At 65.6% G+C, this 15,587-nt stretch carries 14 protein-coding genes; 11 read left to right on the top strand and 3 right to left on the bottom strand.

Features of this window, described 5'->3' with window-relative positions:
- The first annotated feature begins 83 nt into the window (after positions 1 to 83).
- The 4 genes from QOC76_RS24535 to QOC76_RS24520 all read left to right on the top strand — a co-directional run bounded on the left by QOC76_RS24535 (position 84) and on the right by QOC76_RS24520 (position 4,297).
- Complete coding sequence (locus tag QOC76_RS24535) at positions 84 to 986, top strand: CAP domain-containing protein (RefSeq protein ID WP_526361322.1); 903 nt, start codon at positions 84 to 86, stop codon at positions 984 to 986.
- A gap of 241 nt (positions 987 to 1,227) precedes the next feature.
- The gene (locus tag QOC76_RS24530) at positions 1,228 to 2,244 is read left to right on the top strand and encodes a diiron oxygenase (protein WP_526361320.1); all 1,017 of its coding nucleotides are present in this window, start codon (positions 1,228 to 1,230) and stop codon (positions 2,242 to 2,244) included.
- A 24-nt stretch (positions 2,245 to 2,268) separates the two neighbouring features.
- Entirely contained in the window at positions 2,269 to 3,954 is a 1,686-nt protein-coding gene (locus QOC76_RS24525; protein ID WP_526361318.1) for an FAD-dependent oxidoreductase, read from the top strand.
- A gap of 163 nt (positions 3,955 to 4,117) precedes the next feature.
- Positions 4,118 to 4,297: a DUF2795 domain-containing protein gene (locus QOC76_RS24520; protein ID WP_526361316.1), complete on the top strand. Its 180-nt coding sequence runs from the start codon at positions 4,118 to 4,120 to the stop codon at positions 4,295 to 4,297.
- Between the two features lie 15 nt (positions 4,298 to 4,312).
- Here QOC76_RS24520 and QOC76_RS24515 read toward each other — a convergent pair whose 3' ends face one another.
- The 3 genes from QOC76_RS24515 to QOC76_RS24505 form a co-directional block, all read right to left on the bottom strand.
- Positions 4,313 to 4,762: a VOC family protein gene (locus QOC76_RS24515; protein ID WP_526361315.1), complete on the bottom strand. Its 450-nt coding sequence runs from the start codon at positions 4,760 to 4,762 to the stop codon at positions 4,313 to 4,315.
- 63 nt (positions 4,763 to 4,825) lie between these two features.
- Positions 4,826 to 5,452, bottom strand: a complete 627-nt coding sequence (locus QOC76_RS24510; RefSeq protein WP_526361473.1) for a maleylpyruvate isomerase N-terminal domain-containing protein — start codon at positions 5,450 to 5,452, stop codon at positions 4,826 to 4,828.
- Complete coding sequence (locus QOC76_RS24505) at positions 5,449 to 6,567, bottom strand: citrate synthase (protein WP_526361313.1); 1,119 nt, start codon at positions 6,565 to 6,567, stop codon at positions 5,449 to 5,451. The genes QOC76_RS24510 and QOC76_RS24505 overlap by 4 nt, the downstream gene beginning before the upstream one ends.
- A gap of 84 nt (positions 6,568 to 6,651) precedes the next feature.
- Between QOC76_RS24505 and pdxH the strand changes: the two genes are divergently transcribed.
- The 7 genes from pdxH to QOC76_RS24470 form a co-directional block, all read left to right on the top strand.
- Positions 6,652 to 7,314 carry a pyridoxamine 5'-phosphate oxidase gene (pdxH, locus tag QOC76_RS24500; protein ID WP_526361311.1) on the top strand — a complete coding sequence of 221 codons (663 nt, stop codon included), beginning with the start codon at positions 6,652 to 6,654 and terminating at the stop codon, positions 7,312 to 7,314.
- On the top strand, positions 7,314 to 8,639 hold the full coding sequence (locus QOC76_RS24495) for an MFS transporter (RefSeq protein WP_526361309.1): 1,326 nt from the start codon (positions 7,314 to 7,316) through the stop codon (positions 8,637 to 8,639). Before pdxH ends, QOC76_RS24495 begins: the two co-directional genes overlap by 1 nt.
- 66 nt (positions 8,640 to 8,705) lie before the next feature.
- Complete coding sequence (locus QOC76_RS24490; protein ID WP_526361307.1) at positions 8,706 to 9,356, top strand: TetR family transcriptional regulator; 651 nt, start codon at positions 8,706 to 8,708, stop codon at positions 9,354 to 9,356.
- Between the two features lie 90 nt (positions 9,357 to 9,446).
- A complete protein-coding gene (locus tag QOC76_RS24485; protein ID WP_526361305.1) occupies positions 9,447 to 10,742 on the top strand; it encodes a citrate synthase in 1,296 nt (431 codons plus the stop codon).
- A 133-nt stretch (positions 10,743 to 10,875) separates the two neighbouring features.
- On the top strand, positions 10,876 to 12,330 hold the full coding sequence (locus QOC76_RS24480; protein WP_526361303.1) for an MFS transporter: 1,455 nt from the start codon (positions 10,876 to 10,878) through the stop codon (positions 12,328 to 12,330).
- Entirely contained in the window at positions 12,320 to 12,736 is a 417-nt protein-coding gene (locus QOC76_RS24475; protein ID WP_526361301.1) for a MarR family winged helix-turn-helix transcriptional regulator, read from the top strand. Before QOC76_RS24480 ends, QOC76_RS24475 begins: the two co-directional genes overlap by 11 nt.
- A gap of 108 nt (positions 12,737 to 12,844) precedes the next feature.
- The coding region (locus QOC76_RS24470) for an ATP-binding protein (RefSeq protein WP_526361299.1) at positions 12,845 to 15,587 on the top strand (2,743 nt) is incomplete at its 3' end.

Genomic DNA, 15,587 nt, shown 5'->3' with positions numbered 1-15,587 from the left:
CACCCGATTCGTCAGCGGCCCCGTCAGGCATAGCGTCACCCTGTGGACCATTAGCTCGCAATCAGGCCCGAAGGAGGCCACAGATGAGTATCACGGCGAAATCATTCGTATTGCTGCCGATCTGCGCGGCAGCGGTCACCGTCTTCGGATCCGTGCTCACGGCGGTTCCGGCTCAAGCCGACGGTGGCTGTGTTTCGAACGACGCTGCAGGCCAGGTGCCGCGCAAAGCCAACGACAGCGACATGGTGTGCGTCTCGCCCGCCATCGCAGCGCTCGTCCAGCAGGAGAACGCCAATAAGGACGCGGGCTATGCCGGCGGAGGCGCTTATGGGCCGCTCACCTGCATAAATGGGTTGGTCTGGCGGGAAGCGTACGACGGTGACGGCATCTGCGTCACCCCGGCACGACGCACCGAGACGTGGCAGCAGAACGCCAATGCAGGTGTCGGCGCGACGGGCGGTTTGAAGCCCAACAACGCTGCCGCCGGCGGCGGTAGCGGGAACGTGGGTTCCGGTGGTCCGGATCCGGCACTTCTCGCTGCAGTCAACGACGCGCGGGGCCACCCCGAAAAATACCCGCCCAACGGTGACGTGAATGCCGGTGCGGGTGCCAAGATGACGGCCTGTGACAACCCGCTCGCCAATTCGGCGAATCTGGGCACTGCGGCGGCAACCCACAATCAGTTCATCGCCGGCCCGGGAGCGGGCGGCGATCCGCATCAGAACGCCAATGGCAAGCAGTCTTGGGATGACGGCGGTCCGATCCAGGCTGCCGGATACAACTCAGGGCGCGCCGAGATCGTGGCTATCGGGCAGGGGAGCCCCAATGAGGCACTCGTCTCCTGGATGCAGAACGACGCGACGGCAAGTCCGCCGTGGGGACATCGCAACAATATTTTGAACTGCGATTTGCAACAGGCCGGGGCGGCTCATCTCAGCGGTGGTCCGGGAGGCAACTACTGGACGGTCGACTTCGGCACTCCGTAAATCTGGTTCGTCAGGATGCGGGCGCGCGCGGCCGTCCGACTAGGCATCAGTTCGTAAAGCGCCCGACGGCCTCAGCTCGACTTCTGCCTGCACGTCTACCCGCTATTGTGATCTGCATCACATATGCGGTCGCGCGGGCCCGTTTGGCACATCGCGCATCAGGGCATTTCACATATGCGATACCTGCGGTACCGTCGATGGACACGCAGGCCGCAAATGTAAACCTCAGGGGAGGCTTCTGATGGCTCGTACGAAGATGGTCAGGCGGTGGCGTCGCAACATGGATGTCGTCGACGACACCGAATACACCGACATGCTCACCACGCTGTCCGAGGGGTCGGTGCGGCGCAATTTCAATCCCTACACCGACATCGACTGGGACTCTCCGGAGTTCGCGGTGATCGACAACGACGAGCGATGGATCCTGCCCGCGACGGATCCGATCGGCCGGCACAGCTGGTACAGGGCGCAACCGCTCGAGCGTCAGATCGAGATCGGCATGTGGCGACAGGCCAACGTGGCGAAGGTCGGCCTGCATTTCGAATCGATCCTGATCCGTGGCCTGATGGAGTACGCGTTCTGGACGCCCAACGGCTCGCCGGAATACCGGTACTGCCTGCACGAGGCGGTCGAGGAATGCAACCACACGATGATGTTCCAGGAGATGGTGAACCGCATCGGTGCCGATGTGCCGGGGATGCCACGGCTGCTCAAGTGGATCCAGCCGTTCATCCCGCTGGTTGCGGGGCCCCTACCGATTCCGTTCTGGTTCGGCATTCTCGCCGGCGAAGAACCGATCGACCACACACAGAAAAATGTTCTGCGCGAAGGGAAAACGCTGCATCCGATCATGGAACGGGTGATGGCCATCCACGTCGCCGAGGAAGCCCGGCACATCTCGTTCGCGCACGAATATCTGCGCAAGCGAGTTCCTCACCTGCCGCGGCGGAAGCGGTTCTGGCTGTCGCTCTTCGTTCCGCTGACGATGCGGATCCTGTGCTCGGCCATCATCGTTCCGCCGCGGGCGTTCTGGAAGGAATTCGACATCCCCCGCTCGGTCCGCAAGGAAATCTTCTTCCGATCGCCCGAATCCCGACAGATGCTGCGCGACATGTTCGGTGACGTCCGGATGCTCTGCCACGACACCGGCTTGATCAACCCGATCGCCAAGCTGGTATGGCGGATCTGCAGAATCGACGGCAGGCCCAGCCGTTACCGCAGCGAACCCGCCCGCCAACATCTGGTGTCGGCCGCCTAAGCGCAACCCACGCCGGAACTTCCTATGCCCCATGTGATCACCCAGTCGTGCTGTAGCGACGGGTCCTGTGTCTATGCCTGCCCGGTGAACTGTATTCATCCGTCACCGGACGAACCGGGCTTCGCGACCGCCGAGATGCTCTACATCGATCCGGTCGCCTGCGTCGACTGCGGTGCGTGCGTGAGCGCGTGCCCGGTCGGCGCGATCGCGCCCGACACGAAGCTCGAGCCGAAGCAGCTGCCCTTCGTCGCGCTCAACGCGGCGTACTACCCGGACCGGCCCGCAGGTGAGAAGCTGCCTCCGACGTCGAAATTGGCGCCGGTGATCGACGCGCCGAAAGTGCATGTGCGCGGGGCGAATCCGTTGACTGTGGCGATCGTCGGCTCCGGACCCGCTGCGATGTACGCCGCCGACGAACTGCTGACCCAACAGGGTGTGCGTGTCAACGTCTTCGAACGGCTGCCGACTCCGTATGGCCTGGTGCGTGCGGGCGTGGCGCCCGACCACCAGAGCACCAAGAGGGTCACCCGGCTGTTCGACAAGATCGCGAAGCGACGGGGCTTCCGGCTTTTCCTCAATGTCGAGGTGGGTTCGGACCTGTCTCACGCCGAAGTGCTGGACCACCATCACGCGGTGCTCTACGCCGTCGGCGCCCCGAACGATCGCAGGCTCGAGATCGACGGCATGGGGCTGCCCGGCACGGGCACGGCCACCGAGATGGTCGCATGGGTCAACGGGCATCCCGAATTCACCGACCTACCCGTGGATCTGCGGCACGAGCGCGTGGTGATCGTCGGCAACGGAAACGTCGCCCTGGATGTCGCACGTATCTTGACGACCGATCCGGATGGGTTGAGCCACACCGACATCTCCGATCATGCACTGGCGGCGCTGCGGCAGTCGAAGGTCACCGAGGTGATGATCGCCGCCCGCCGCGGGCCCGCGCAGTCCGCGTTCACACTGCCCGAACTCATCGGGCTGACGTCGACGTGCGACGTGGTGCTCGACGCCGCCGACCACGACCTGGTGCTGGCCGACCTGGCCACCGTTGAGGACCCGCTGACCCGCAATAAACTGGAGATCCTGCGCAAGCTCGGCGACGCGTCGGTACCCGCTACGCGGCCGCGGATCCGTTTCGCCTACCGCATGACGCCGCACCGCGTGCTCGGCGCCGACCGGGTCACCGGCATCGAGTTCACGGTGACCGATACCGACGAAACCCGTCGGCTCGACTCCGGCCTCGTGCTGACGTCTATCGGCTACCGCGGCAGGCCGATTCGGGATCTGCCGTTCGACGACACCGCCGCTGTGGTGCCGAACGACGGCGGCCGGGTCGTTGACCCGCGGAGCGGCCGACCGGTGCGCGGAAGCTACGTCGCGGGTTGGATCAAACGCGGACCGACCGGCTTCATCGGCACCAACAAGTCGTGCGCGTTTCAGACGGTGCAGAACCTGGTCGACGACTACAACGCGGGCCTGCTCACCGACCCGGCGGCCAAACCGGCGGAGTTGGACAAGCTGGTGCGAAGCCGCCGAGCGGACGTGGTGGACGCGGCCGGCTGGCACGCCATCGATGAAGCCGAGATCGCTCGCGGCGGAGAAAACCGGCCACGGAACAAGTTCACGTCGATCGCCGACATGCTGGCCGTCGCGGCCACGGCACCCGCTCCGCCGCTCCGGCAGCGCCTGCTGGCCGGGCTGCGGCGCTGACGCAGTACCGGCACCGTTTCGCCACTGGAATCACAGCAATCAACGTTTCGCAGAGCACTTCTCGAACTTTTTCTGCGAAACGTCACCCGCTGTGATGGGGGAGGTTTCACTCGAAGGCATTCGGCTACCCCGGCGCGATAGCCAGTCGCAAAGGAGCAACCAAATGCCCAATCCCATCGACCTGCAGAAGTCACTGGGCGGAGTCAACTACCCGGCGCGCAAGGACGACCTCGTGGAGCATGCCAGGAAGCACGGGGCCAACGACGAGATCGTCGACAGCCTCAAGGGGATACCCGACAAGGAGTACGACGGCCCCGACCAGGTCCAGAAAGAGGTCTTCTAGCCGCGGGCGCAGCGGCTACTGCCGCTTCATCGCCTCTTCGATTTCGTCCATGCTGACCTCGCGCACCGGCTGGCCCATTGACCACTGGTGGCCGAACGGGTCGCGCAGCACGCCGTAGCGGTCGCCCCAGAACTGGTCATCGACCGGCATGACGACGCTCGCGCCCGCGTCGATAGCCTGCTGGAACTTCGCGTCCACGTCGGTGACGACGAGGTGGATGGTCACCGGTGAACCGCCGAGCGCTTTCGGTGTCATCGACTTACCGCCGCTCATCTCCGGGAAGTCGTCGTTCAGCATCACCGTTGAGCCGTTGATTGCGAGGGCGGCGTGGACGAGCTTGCCGTCCGGACCGGGCACCCGGCCGAGTTCGACGGCGCCGAACGCCTTCACATAGAAGTCGATCGCGGCGGCGGCGTCGTCGACGATCAGGTGCGGCAGCACCGCGGGCTGGACTTCGATTGCCATGGTGGTCTCCTGTCTGGGGTGGTCGCTACTAACGACTATCGCCGCGCCGAAAATTCATCGCGGTCATACGACCGAAAATCCCGGCGGTAGGACACGTCGCCCTGTCAGCGACATCAGCACTTCGCTGCCCCGCCCGGTCGTCACGGCGATCCGCGCCGCGAGCACCGTGGCCTCGTCGAGCACGATGTCGGGCAGATCGAACGAAAGCGCGGCCGCGCGTGCGATATCCAGGCTGTGCACGGCCAGTTCGAAGGTTCGCGTCGGCAGATAGGTGTGCAGACGGATCCCCAGCCCGCCGATCACCGCGACGAGTGGGTCGGCGGCCGCCGTCGCGAGTTCGCCCAGCACGCGTTCGATAAGGTCGTCGATCGTCTGCGCCGGGTTGTCGCCGAGGTCGCGGCCCGCCTGTCTGCCGCGTTCGGTGATCGCCCCCGCATCGGCGTTCGACATGTAGTCGGCGATCCCCGCGTAGTAGTCCTGCGGAGTCGCGACGTCCTCGTGCTCCGCGGACGTCTCCAGATAGGTGCTGACGGTGATGAGCGAACGCGACGCGTGCCCGACCAACGACCGCATGTCCCAGTCGCCGAGTCCCGGCCCGTCCCAGCCGTCGGCGGGGATCCGGTGGACCAGACCGGCGAAGCTTCGTGCCGCCGACTCGAAAGTGGTGACCGTGGCCGCCACCGTGGTCAGCCTTTCGCGATCTCGTTCCAGCCCTCGACGGATTCGGGGCTGCGCGGAGCGGGGCCGACGTAGATTGCCGACGGGCGGACGAGCTTGCCGAGTCTCTTCTGTTCGAGGATGTGCGCGCTCCAACCGGCGGTGCGCCCGCAGGTGAACATCGCGGGCATCATCTTCACCGGCACCTCGGCGAAGTCCAGGATCACCGCCGCCCAGAACTCGACGTTGGTCTCGATGGCTCGGTCGGGCCGACGCTCCCTCAGTTCGGTCAGCGCGGCCTGCTCGAGCGCGGCGGCAACCTCGTAGCGCGGCGCCTCGAGTCGCTTGGCGGTGGCCCGCAGCACTCGGGCCCGCGGATCCTGCGCGCGGTACACGCGGTGGCCGAAGCCCATCAGCTTCTCCTTGCGGTCCAGCACGCCGCGGACGACCGTCCGTGCGTCGCCGGTGCGCTCGGCCTCTTCGATCATCGGGATCACCCGCGCGGGCGCGCCGCCGTGCAGTGGGCCGCTCATCGCGCCGATGGCACCGGACAGCGCGGCGGCCACGTCGGCGCCCGTCGACGCGATCACCCGGGCGGTGAACGTCGATGCGTTCATGCCGTGTTCGGCGGCCGACACCCAGTAGGCATCGATCGCCTCGATGTGCCTGGGATCAGGCTCACCCTGCCAGCGGGTCATGAAACGCGCTGTCACAGTAGAGCATTCGTCTATCTTCCGCTGCGGGACGGCGGGCTGGTAGATACCGCGGGCGGATTGCGCGACGTAGGACAGTGCCATCACCGACGCGCGGGCCAACTGGTCACGGGCGGTGGCGTCGTCGATGTCGAGCAGCGGCTGGTAGCCCCAGATCGGCGCGAGCATCGCCAGGCCGGCCTGCACGTCGACGCGGACGTCGCCGCTGTGGATCGGCAACGGGAACGGTTCGGCAGGCGGCAACGGACGCCCGAACCCGCCGTCGACGAGCAGCGCCCACACGTCGCCGAAAGTGACCTGCCGGTCGACCAACTCCTCGATGTCGACGCCGCGGTACCGCAGCGCGCCACCGTCTTTGTCCGGTTCCGCGATCTCGGTGGTGAAGGCCACAACGCCTTCCAGGCCAGAGACGAAGTCCTCGGGTACCTCAGTCATGGGGTGATTCTCGCACCCACCCCGGGGCCCTTCGCTACCGGTCGGTAACAAGTAGCCGAACTGTTGGGGCGTAGCGTTGGCGCGGTGGCCACCCCGGAAAACGAACGACTGGCCGCAATGCGTGTGGAGTACGGCTCGGCGGAAAAGGACGGCAGCCCCGACCTGGATGCCGACTGGCTCGCCGACGGGTGGGTTGCACTGCTGCGCAAATGGTTAGCCGACGCCGAGGGCGCAGGAGTCGCCGAGCCCAACGCCATGGTGGTCGGCACGGTCGACGACGAAGGACGGCCGGTGACCCGGTCTGTGTTGTGCAAGTCCGTGGACGACACCGGGATCACCTTCTTCACCAATTACGACTCCGCCAAGGGTGAGCAACTCGCCTCGACGCCGTACGCGTCGGCGACCTTCCCGTGGTTTGCGCTCGGCCGCCAGGTGCACGTGCGCGGCCCGGTGACGAGGGTGTCCGCGGAGGTGACCGCCGACTACTGGCGCCATCGGCCGCGCGGCTCCCAGCTGGGCGCCTGGGCTTCGCACCAATCTCATCCGATTGAGTCGCGCGCGGCTCTGCTCGACCAGTTGGCCGACGTCACACAACGTTTCGCCGACCTCGACGAGGTCCCGGTGCCGCCGAACTGGGGTGGATACCTCGTCGCGCCGGACGTCGTCGAATTTTGGCAGGGCCGGGAGAACCGGGTGCACAACAGGATTCGGGTAGCAGAGGGCCGCATCCAGCGGCTTCAGCCGTAGTGGCGGGGTTCTTCGCCGACGTCACTCCGCTGCGGACCTCGCCGGACTTCCGACGGCTGTTCTCGGCCGGCGTCGTCACGGTCGTCGGGGCCAACCTCACCATCTTCGCGGTGCCGGTCCAGATCTATGCGCTCACCCAGAACTCGGCGTACGTCGGTCTTTCCGGCCTGTTCGCGCTGGTTCCCCTCGTGGTGTTCGGCCTGTGGGGAGGCGCTTGGGCCGACGCGATGGATCGACGCCTGCTGCTGATCATCACCTCCTGCGGGCTGGCCGTGGCATCGGTGCTGCTGTGGGTGCAGGCTGCACTGTCGCTCAACAACGTGTGGGTGGTGCTCTGCCTGCTGTCGGTGCAGCAGGCGTTCTATGCGATCAATCAGCCGACGCGGTCGGCGGCGATCCCGCGGATGGTGGCCGCCGACCAACTGCCTGCGGCCAACTCGCTCAACATCACAGTGTTCCAGTTCGGCGCGATCGTCGGCCCGCTGATGGCAGGGGTCATGCTGCGCTGGGTCGACCTGTCCACGTTGTACCTGATCGACACGATCACCTGTATCGCACCCATCTGGGCCACGTTCCGGCTCAAGCCGATTCCACCGAGCAACGGCGAGGCCGGCTCGTCGGGCTGGGGATTCCGTGCCGTGCTCGACGGGTTCCGCTATCTGGCAGGCAACACCGTCGTGCTGATGTCGTTCGTCGTCGACCTGATCGCGATGATCTTCGGCATGCCGCGGGCGCTCTTTCCGCAGATGGCTCACGAAAGCTTCGGCGGACCCGTCGAGGGCGGCACCACCATGGCGCTGCTGGCCGCCGCCATCTCGGTGGGCGCCGTGGCGGGCGGCGTGTTCTCCGGCTGGCTACCGCGCATTCAGCGCCAGGGTTTGGCTGTGGTCCTCGCGATCCTGGTGTGGGGCGTGGCGATGATCGGGTTCGGCGTGGCCAGTGGTCTGGCCGGCGGAACGGCCGGGCTGATGTTGTGGATTGCCTTGGTGTTTCTCGCTATTGGCGGTGCAGCGGACATGGTGTCGTCGGCGTTCCGCAACACAATCCTGCAAGAAGCGGCATCCGATGATGTCCGCGGCCGGTTGCAAGGGGTGTTCACCGTCGTCGTCGCGGGCGGTCCCCGCCTCGCCGATGCGGTGCACGGCGCCGCCGCGGCGGCTGTCGGCACAACGATCGCCGCCGCCGGTGGCGGAGGACTGGTGGTCGTGGGGGTTCTGGTTGCGGCGGTTCTCGCGCCCGTATTCGTGCGGTACCGGGTCAGCCGGCCCCGCACCGGCGGTCCGGAATTAGCCAGCGAACATACGCCGGATGACGACAAAGTCTGATTGCGGCAGATTACGATCCAAGACACTTTCCTTGGCAACTTCAAGCGGTCGAGTTAACATCCTGGCGTGCCTGGTGATTCGTGGGATTCGGCAGCAATTGGTTTGCGCGAGCGTAAGAAACAGCGCACGCGCGCCACGCTGATCGACGCCGCCATCGAGCTATGCGAAGCGCAGGGGTTCGAGCAAACTACCGTCGAGCAGATCGCCGCGATCGCCGACGTCTCGCCCCGCACCTTCAGCCGTTACTTCGCCACCAAGGAAGCGGTGTGTCTGGCCCTCGTCGACGACGCCGTCGACGTAACCGCAGTGGAATTGGGCCGCCTGCCCGGGGACATGAATCACTTGGAGGCGCTGTACCGCGCGTCGGTGACGATGTACCGCAACACCAAGAACGCCGGCATCGGCGAACTGACGGCCCCGCGGCTGATGTGCACGCTGCGAATCATCATGTCCTCACCGACATTGCGGCAGGCGACCATGGAGTTCCGGCCGCACGCGCTCAACGTCGAGCTGGCCAGGCGGATGGACGTCGAACTCGAAGACCGAGGGCTGCAGCTGGTCGCCGCGGTGTGGGCGTCGATCATCATGACCGCGCTGGCCGACCTGGGCATGGACACCCGTTGGCAGGGCGTCGACATCGATGACGCCGTGGACCGGATCGAAGCGACGTTCGACCAGTTCGCAGGCCTGATTGACGGCGTCGCGCAGCCCGTCTGAACCTGCGCGCACCCCGCGCGGGCGCGATTGCCACAATGGGACTACCTTTTGAGGGCAGAGGTCGGTTCTCTCAGCGACGAAGGGATGCCTGTGGCAGAAAAAGACGAGCACGCCAGCCTGCGCTATCCCGGCGGCGAGATTGAGTTGGATATCGTCCACGCTACGGAGGGTTCCGACGGTATCGCGCTGGGGTCGCTGCTGGCGAAGACCGGCTACACCACCTTCGACGAGGGCTTCGTCAACACCGCATCCACCAAGAGCGCCATCACCTACATCGACGGTGACGCGGGCATCCTGCGCTACCGCGGATATCCGATCGAGCAGCTCGCCGAGAAGTCAAGCTTCATCGAGGTCGCCTACCTGCTGATCTACGGCGAACTGCCGACGAAGGATCAGCTGGACACCTTCACCGGGCAGATCCAGCGGCACACGCTGCTGCACGAGGACCTCAAGCGGTTCTTCGACGGCTTTCCGCGCAACGCGCACCCGATGCCGGTGGTATCGAGTGCGGTCAATGCGCTGTCCGCGTACTACCAGGATTCGCTGGATCCCTTCGACGACGAACAGGTCGAGCTGTCCACGATCCGGTTGCTGGCCAAGCTGCCGACCATCGCCGCGTACGCCTACAAGAAGTCGGTCGGCCAGCCGTTCCTGTATCCCGACAATTCGCTGACGCTGGTCGAGAACTTCCTGCGGATGACGTTCGGCTTCCCTGCCGAGCCCTACGAGGTGGACCCGGAAGTCGTGCGGGCACTTGACCTGCTGCTCATCCTGCACGCCGACCACGAGCAGAACTGCTCGACGTCTACGGTGCGTCTGGTCGGCTCGTCGCAGGCCAACCTGTTCACCTCAATCTCCGGCGGCATCAACGCGCTGTGGGGTCCGCTGCACGGCGGCGCCAACCAGGCTGTGCTGGAAATGCTGGAGAAGATTCGCCAGTCCGACGGCGACGTGCACGACTTCGTCAAGAGGGTCAAGAACCGCGAAGACAACGTGAAGTTGATGGGCTTCGGGCACCGGGTCTACAAGAACTACGACCCGCGGGCGCGCATCGTCAAGGAGCAGGCCGACAAGATCCTGGGCAAGCTCGGCGGCGACGACGAACTGCTCGACATCGCCAAGGCCTTGGAAGAGGTTGCGCTCACCGACGACTTCTTCGTCGAGCGCAAGCTGTATCCGAATGTCGACTTCTATACCGGTGTGATCTACCGCGCGATGGGCTTCCCGACCCGGATGTTCACCGTGCTGTTCTCCGTCGGCCGGCTGCCGGGTTGGATCGCTCACTGGCGGGAGATGCACGAGGACGGCAGCGGCAAGATCGGCCGCCCGCGCCAGATCTACACCGGCTACACCGAGCGCGACTACACCGACCTCGGCAAGCGCTAACCCGCCCAAACTCACGTTCGGGCGAACTTTTGCGAGTGGATCGCGCCATTTCGTCGATCTCGGCGGCGACCTGAGAGGCATTTCACTGTCATTCGCCTTGCCCGAACAACAGTTGTAGTTTCACAATAGTTATGTGAATGAAACCGTCGTCCGATCTCTGAGCGCTCGTCGCAAGGCCATCATCTTGGTGTCCTGCTGTCTGAGCCTGCTGATCGTCTCGATGGATGCGACCATCGTCAACGTCGCGATCCCCAGTATCCGCGCCGAGTTCGGCGCGTCCGCGTCGCAGATTCAATGGGTCATCGACATCTACACCCTGGTCCTGGCCTCGCTGCTACTGCTGTCGGGCGCGACCGGCGACCGGTTCGGCCGGCGGCGCACATTCCAGATCGGCCTGACGGTCTTCGCGGTCGCGTCGTTGATGTGCAGCCTTGCGCCGAGCATCGAGATGCTGATCGGCGCCCGCTTCCTGCAGGCCATCGGCGGCTCGATGATGAATCCCGTCGCGATGTCGATCATCACCCAGGTCTTCCGGGGGCGGGTGGAACGCGCACGGGCGATCGGCGTCTGGGGTGGGGTCGTCGGCATCTCGATGGCGCTCGGCCCGATCGTCGGCGGCGCACTCATCGAATACGTCGACTGGCGGGCGGTGTTCTGGATCAACCTGCCGATCTGCGCGATCGCCATCGTGCTGACGGCGATCTTCGTGCCGGAGTCGAAGTCGGCCACTATGCGCGACGTCGATCCGATCGGGCAGGCGCTGGGCATGGCCTTTCTGTTCGGCGTGGTGTTCGTGCTCATCGAAGGTCCCGGGATGGGCTGGACGAACACCCGCATCGTCACGGTGGCCGTGATCGCGGTGCTGGCGTTCGTCGCGTTCCTGTACTACGAGTCGCGACGCCACGACCCGTTCATCGATCTTCGGTTCTTCCGCAGCATCCCGTTCGCCTCCGCGACCATGATCGCGGTGTGCGCGTTCGCTTCCTGGGGTGCGTTCTTGTTCATGATGTCGCTGTACCTGCAGGGCCAGCGCGGGTTCTCGGCGATGCACACCGGCTTGATCTATCTGCCCGTTGCTGTTGGCGCACTGATCTTTTCGCCGCTTTCGGGCAGACTGGTCGGCCGATTCGGCAGCCGGCCGTCGTTGTTCGTCGCGGGCACCTTGATCACCGCCGCGACGCTGATGCTCACCCAACTGACCGCGACAACGGCGGTGTGGCAACTGCTGGTGGTCTTCGCGGTGTTCGGCGTCGGGTTCTCGATGGTGAACGCACCGATCACCACGGCGGCGGTCAGCGGCATGCCGACCGATCGCGCGGGTGCGGCTTCCGCGGTGGCGTCGACAAGCCGCCAGGTCGGCGTCAGTCTCGGTGTCGCGCTGTGTGGTTCGGTCGCCGGTGCCGCTCTGGCGACGGCGGGCGCGGATTTCGCGGCGGCGGCCCAGCCGCTGTGGTACATCTGCGCAGCCCTCGGTGTCGCCATCTTCGCACTGGGCATGTTGTCGACGTCTGCCCGCGCCACCCGTTCGGCGCAACGCCTCGCACCATTGATCGACCCAACGCAGTGGGAGGGTGTCCGTGTCCGGTAACGCACTGGCGGACGAGGTTTGGCGCGCAATGGCGTCGCTCGTCAACGACAACCGTGACAGCTGGAAGCGCGCCGTGATCGAGCGGACGGGGCTGCCCTTCAGCCGCATTCGGATACTGAGAAGGCTGGCCCGTCAACCGATGACGGTCAAAGAGATCGCGCAGGCCGCGACCGTCGACGCCCCCGCGGCCACCGTCGCGGTCAACGACCTCGAGAGTCGCGGCCTCGTCGTTCGCGAGACCGATCCGGCCAACCGGCGGTGCAAGGTGGTGTCGTTGACGGATGCGGGCCGCGAGACGGTGGCAGCCATGCGCTCCGTCGAGGATCCCGCGCCGGAGATCCTGTCGGCCCTCGACCAGGCCGAACTGAGGAAGCTGCAGGCTATCCTCGCCAAGCTCGCTCGCTAATTGGGGCACTCCCCGCGAGCAGGGCACCACCCGCTTACGGGGGACATTCCCGGTCGTCAACTCAGCGATTAACAGCCCTGGCTTGTCTTTCGACGGCACGATGAGGGGGTGGCCATATCGTGCGGTGCGTGTGGCGCCGGGCTGAGGGACGGCGCCCGATTCTGCGACACCTGCGGTTCGCCCGTCGCCGCCGCCGACAGCCACGCCGAGTACAAGCAGGTCACCGTGCTGTTCGCCGACGTGGTGCACTCGATGGACATCGCGGCGGCCGTCGGGCCGGAACGGCTTCGGGAAATCATGGGCGAGGTGTTCCGCCGGTCGTCGGTGATCGTGCAGCGCTATGGCGGCACGGTGGACAAGTTCACCGGCGACGGCATCATGGCGGTGTTCGGCGCGCCGATCGCACTCGAGGACCACGCCCTGCGAGCGTGCCGCGCGGCACTGGACATCCAGACCGACGCGCAGCACCTGGCGGCAGAGGTGCAAAGACGCGACGACGCGTCCCTGCAGCTGCGGATCGGGTTGAACTCCGGCGAGGTGATCACCGGCGAAATCGGCTCCGGCCCAATGAGTTACACCGCCGTCGGTGAGCAGGTCGGTATGGCGCAGCGGATGGAGTCGGTGGCGCCGCCCGGCGGCGTGATGGTCAGCGAGTCGACAGCACGACTCGTGGAGACCGTTGCGATGCTCGGCGAGACCGAGCAGGTCCACATCAAGGGCGCCAGCGATCCGGTGCCCGCGCACCGGTTACTCGGGATGGCGACGGGTCGGCGCCGTGGTCGCGTCGAGCCCACGTTCGTCGGCCGGCAGTGGGAGATGGGCGCTCTCACCGGCGTCCTCGAGCGGTCGGCCGACGGCAACGGAAGTGTCGTCGGCCTCGTCGGGCCGCCGGGTATCGGCAAGAGTCGTGTCGTTCGGGAGCTGACCGCACACGCCAAGGATGCCGGCGCCGAGGTGTTCACGACGTACTGCGAATCGCACACCGCAGAGCTGCCGTTGCGCGCCGTTGCCGAGTTGCTTCTCGACGTCGCCGGTGCCGCCGGGCTGGAGGATTCGGCCGCTCGCGCGCGAGTGCACGAAAGGTTCTCCGATGCCGATGACGAAGACCTGGTACTGCTGGACGACGTGTTGGGAATCGGGGATCCCGACATCACCGTCCCGCAGATCGACCCCGACGCCCGACGTCGACGGCTGGCTTCGATGGTCAACGCGTCCGCCTTGGCGCGGTCGGCGCCGTCTGTCTATGTCATCGAGGACGCACACTGGATCGACAGCGTCAGCGAGTCGCTACTGGCCGAATTCTTGGCCGTCGTTCCGCAGACCAGTTCCCTGGCCGTGATCACATACCGACCCGAATACACCGGCGCACTGGCGCATGGGCCACGGTCACAGACCATCGCGCTGGAACCACTGGATGATTCGCAGATGTTAGAGCTCAGTGCCGACCTACTCGGCAGGGATTCCTCGGTGACCGAGCTCGCAGACCTCGTCGCCGAGCGGGCAGCGGGCAACCCCTTTTTCGCCGAGGAGATCGTGAGGGACCTCAGCGAGCGTGATGTGCTGGTCGGAGGCCGAGGCTGCTACCTGTGTGTCGGTCCGTCCGCCGACGTCCACGTGCCCCACACACTGCAGGCGGTGATCGCCGCGCGCATCGACCGGCTGAACCCGGCAGCCAAGCGAATACTGAACGCTGCCGCGGTCATTGGATCGCGTTTCGAGCCCGACATGCTGACGGCCCTTGAGATCGAGCCTGTATTGGGTGATCTCATTACGGCGGAGCTCATCGACCAGACCGCATTCAGCCCTCACCCCGAATACGCGTTCCGGCATCCATTGGTCCGTGCGGTCGCCTACGAGTCACAGCTGAAATCCGCTCGCGGGCAACTGCATCGGCGTGTCGCGGCAGCGATCGATCAGACCGAGCAGAACGCGGCTCTGATCGCCGAGCACCTGGAAGCTGCCGGTGACCTACGCCGTGCGTACGACTGGCACATGCGGGCGGGCGCGTGGTCGACCAACCGCGATCATGCCGCCGCTCAAATCAGCTGGGAGCGCGCGCTTCAGGTCGCCGATGCGCTGCCCGACGACGAACCTGACGTTGTCGCTATGCGTATCGCCCCACGGTCGTTGTTGTGCAGCAATGTGTTTCGACGATTCCATCCCGACATGCCCGCTCGCTTTGAGGAGCTGCGCGAACTCTGCACAGCTGCGGGAGACAAGGCCTCGCTGGCAATCGGGATGTCGGGTCTGGTGATGGAGCATGTTGTGCGTGGGCGCCTTCAGGAGGCATCTGTGCTCGCCTCGGAGACGATGATATTGATCGAGTCGATCGATGATCCGTCGCTGACGGTGGCGTTGTCGTTCGCATCCTGCGTCGCCAAAGTACAAGTCAACGAGATGGAAGACGTTCTGCGTTGGGCGCAGGCCGTCATCCATCGAACAGAAACCGAACCCGAGGCCCAAAGCATCATTCTTGGCTCGCCGTTTGCGATGGCGTTGGCGTTCCGCGCAGTTGCGAGGTGGAGCTCAGGACGGCCAGGTTGGCGTCAGGACATGCGACGCGCCATCTCGCTGAGCAGCGTCGCCGACTCGGTTTCGCATGCTGCCGTCATCGCCTACAGCTACAACGCGATTTCGCACGGGGTGCTCGCCACGTCCGATGCTGCGCTGGCCGAGATCGGTGCCGCCATGCAGATGGCCGAGAAGTCGGCCGAGGATATCGCTGTGGTTCTGCTCAGAATCGCCATGGGTATCGCGCTCGCGGAGGGAGACCCTGAGGGGACGGACGCAGGATATGACATGTTGGCCGAGCTGCGTGAGACGTGCGTGCGGGAACACTATGCCATGAATG

The organism is Mycobacterium sp. (genome assembly GCF_032159565.1).
GTDB lineage: Bacteria > Actinomycetota > Actinomycetes > Mycobacteriales > Mycobacteriaceae > Mycobacterium.
Note: the sequence above shows the minus strand (reverse complement) of the source record. Positions and strands in the feature narration are given on the sequence as shown.

Coding starts and splice junctions, on each gene's coding strand:
- QOC76_RS24530 (WP_526361320.1), top strand. CDS start 1,228: ATGGCTCGTACGAAGATGGTCAGGCGGTGGCGTCGCAACATGGATGTC.
- QOC76_RS24535 (WP_526361322.1), top strand. CDS start 84: ATGAGTATCACGGCGAAATCATTCGTATTGCTGCCGATCTGCGCGGCA.
- QOC76_RS24505 (WP_526361313.1), bottom strand. CDS start 6,567: ATGACTGAGGTACCCGAGGACTTCGTCTCTGGCCTGGAAGGCGTTGTG.
- QOC76_RS24515 (WP_526361315.1), bottom strand. CDS start 4,762: ATGGCAATCGAAGTCCAGCCCGCGGTGCTGCCGCACCTGATCGTCGAC.
- QOC76_RS24525 (WP_526361318.1), top strand. CDS start 2,269: ATGCCCCATGTGATCACCCAGTCGTGCTGTAGCGACGGGTCCTGTGTC.
- QOC76_RS24520 (WP_526361316.1), top strand. CDS start 4,118: ATGCCCAATCCCATCGACCTGCAGAAGTCACTGGGCGGAGTCAACTAC.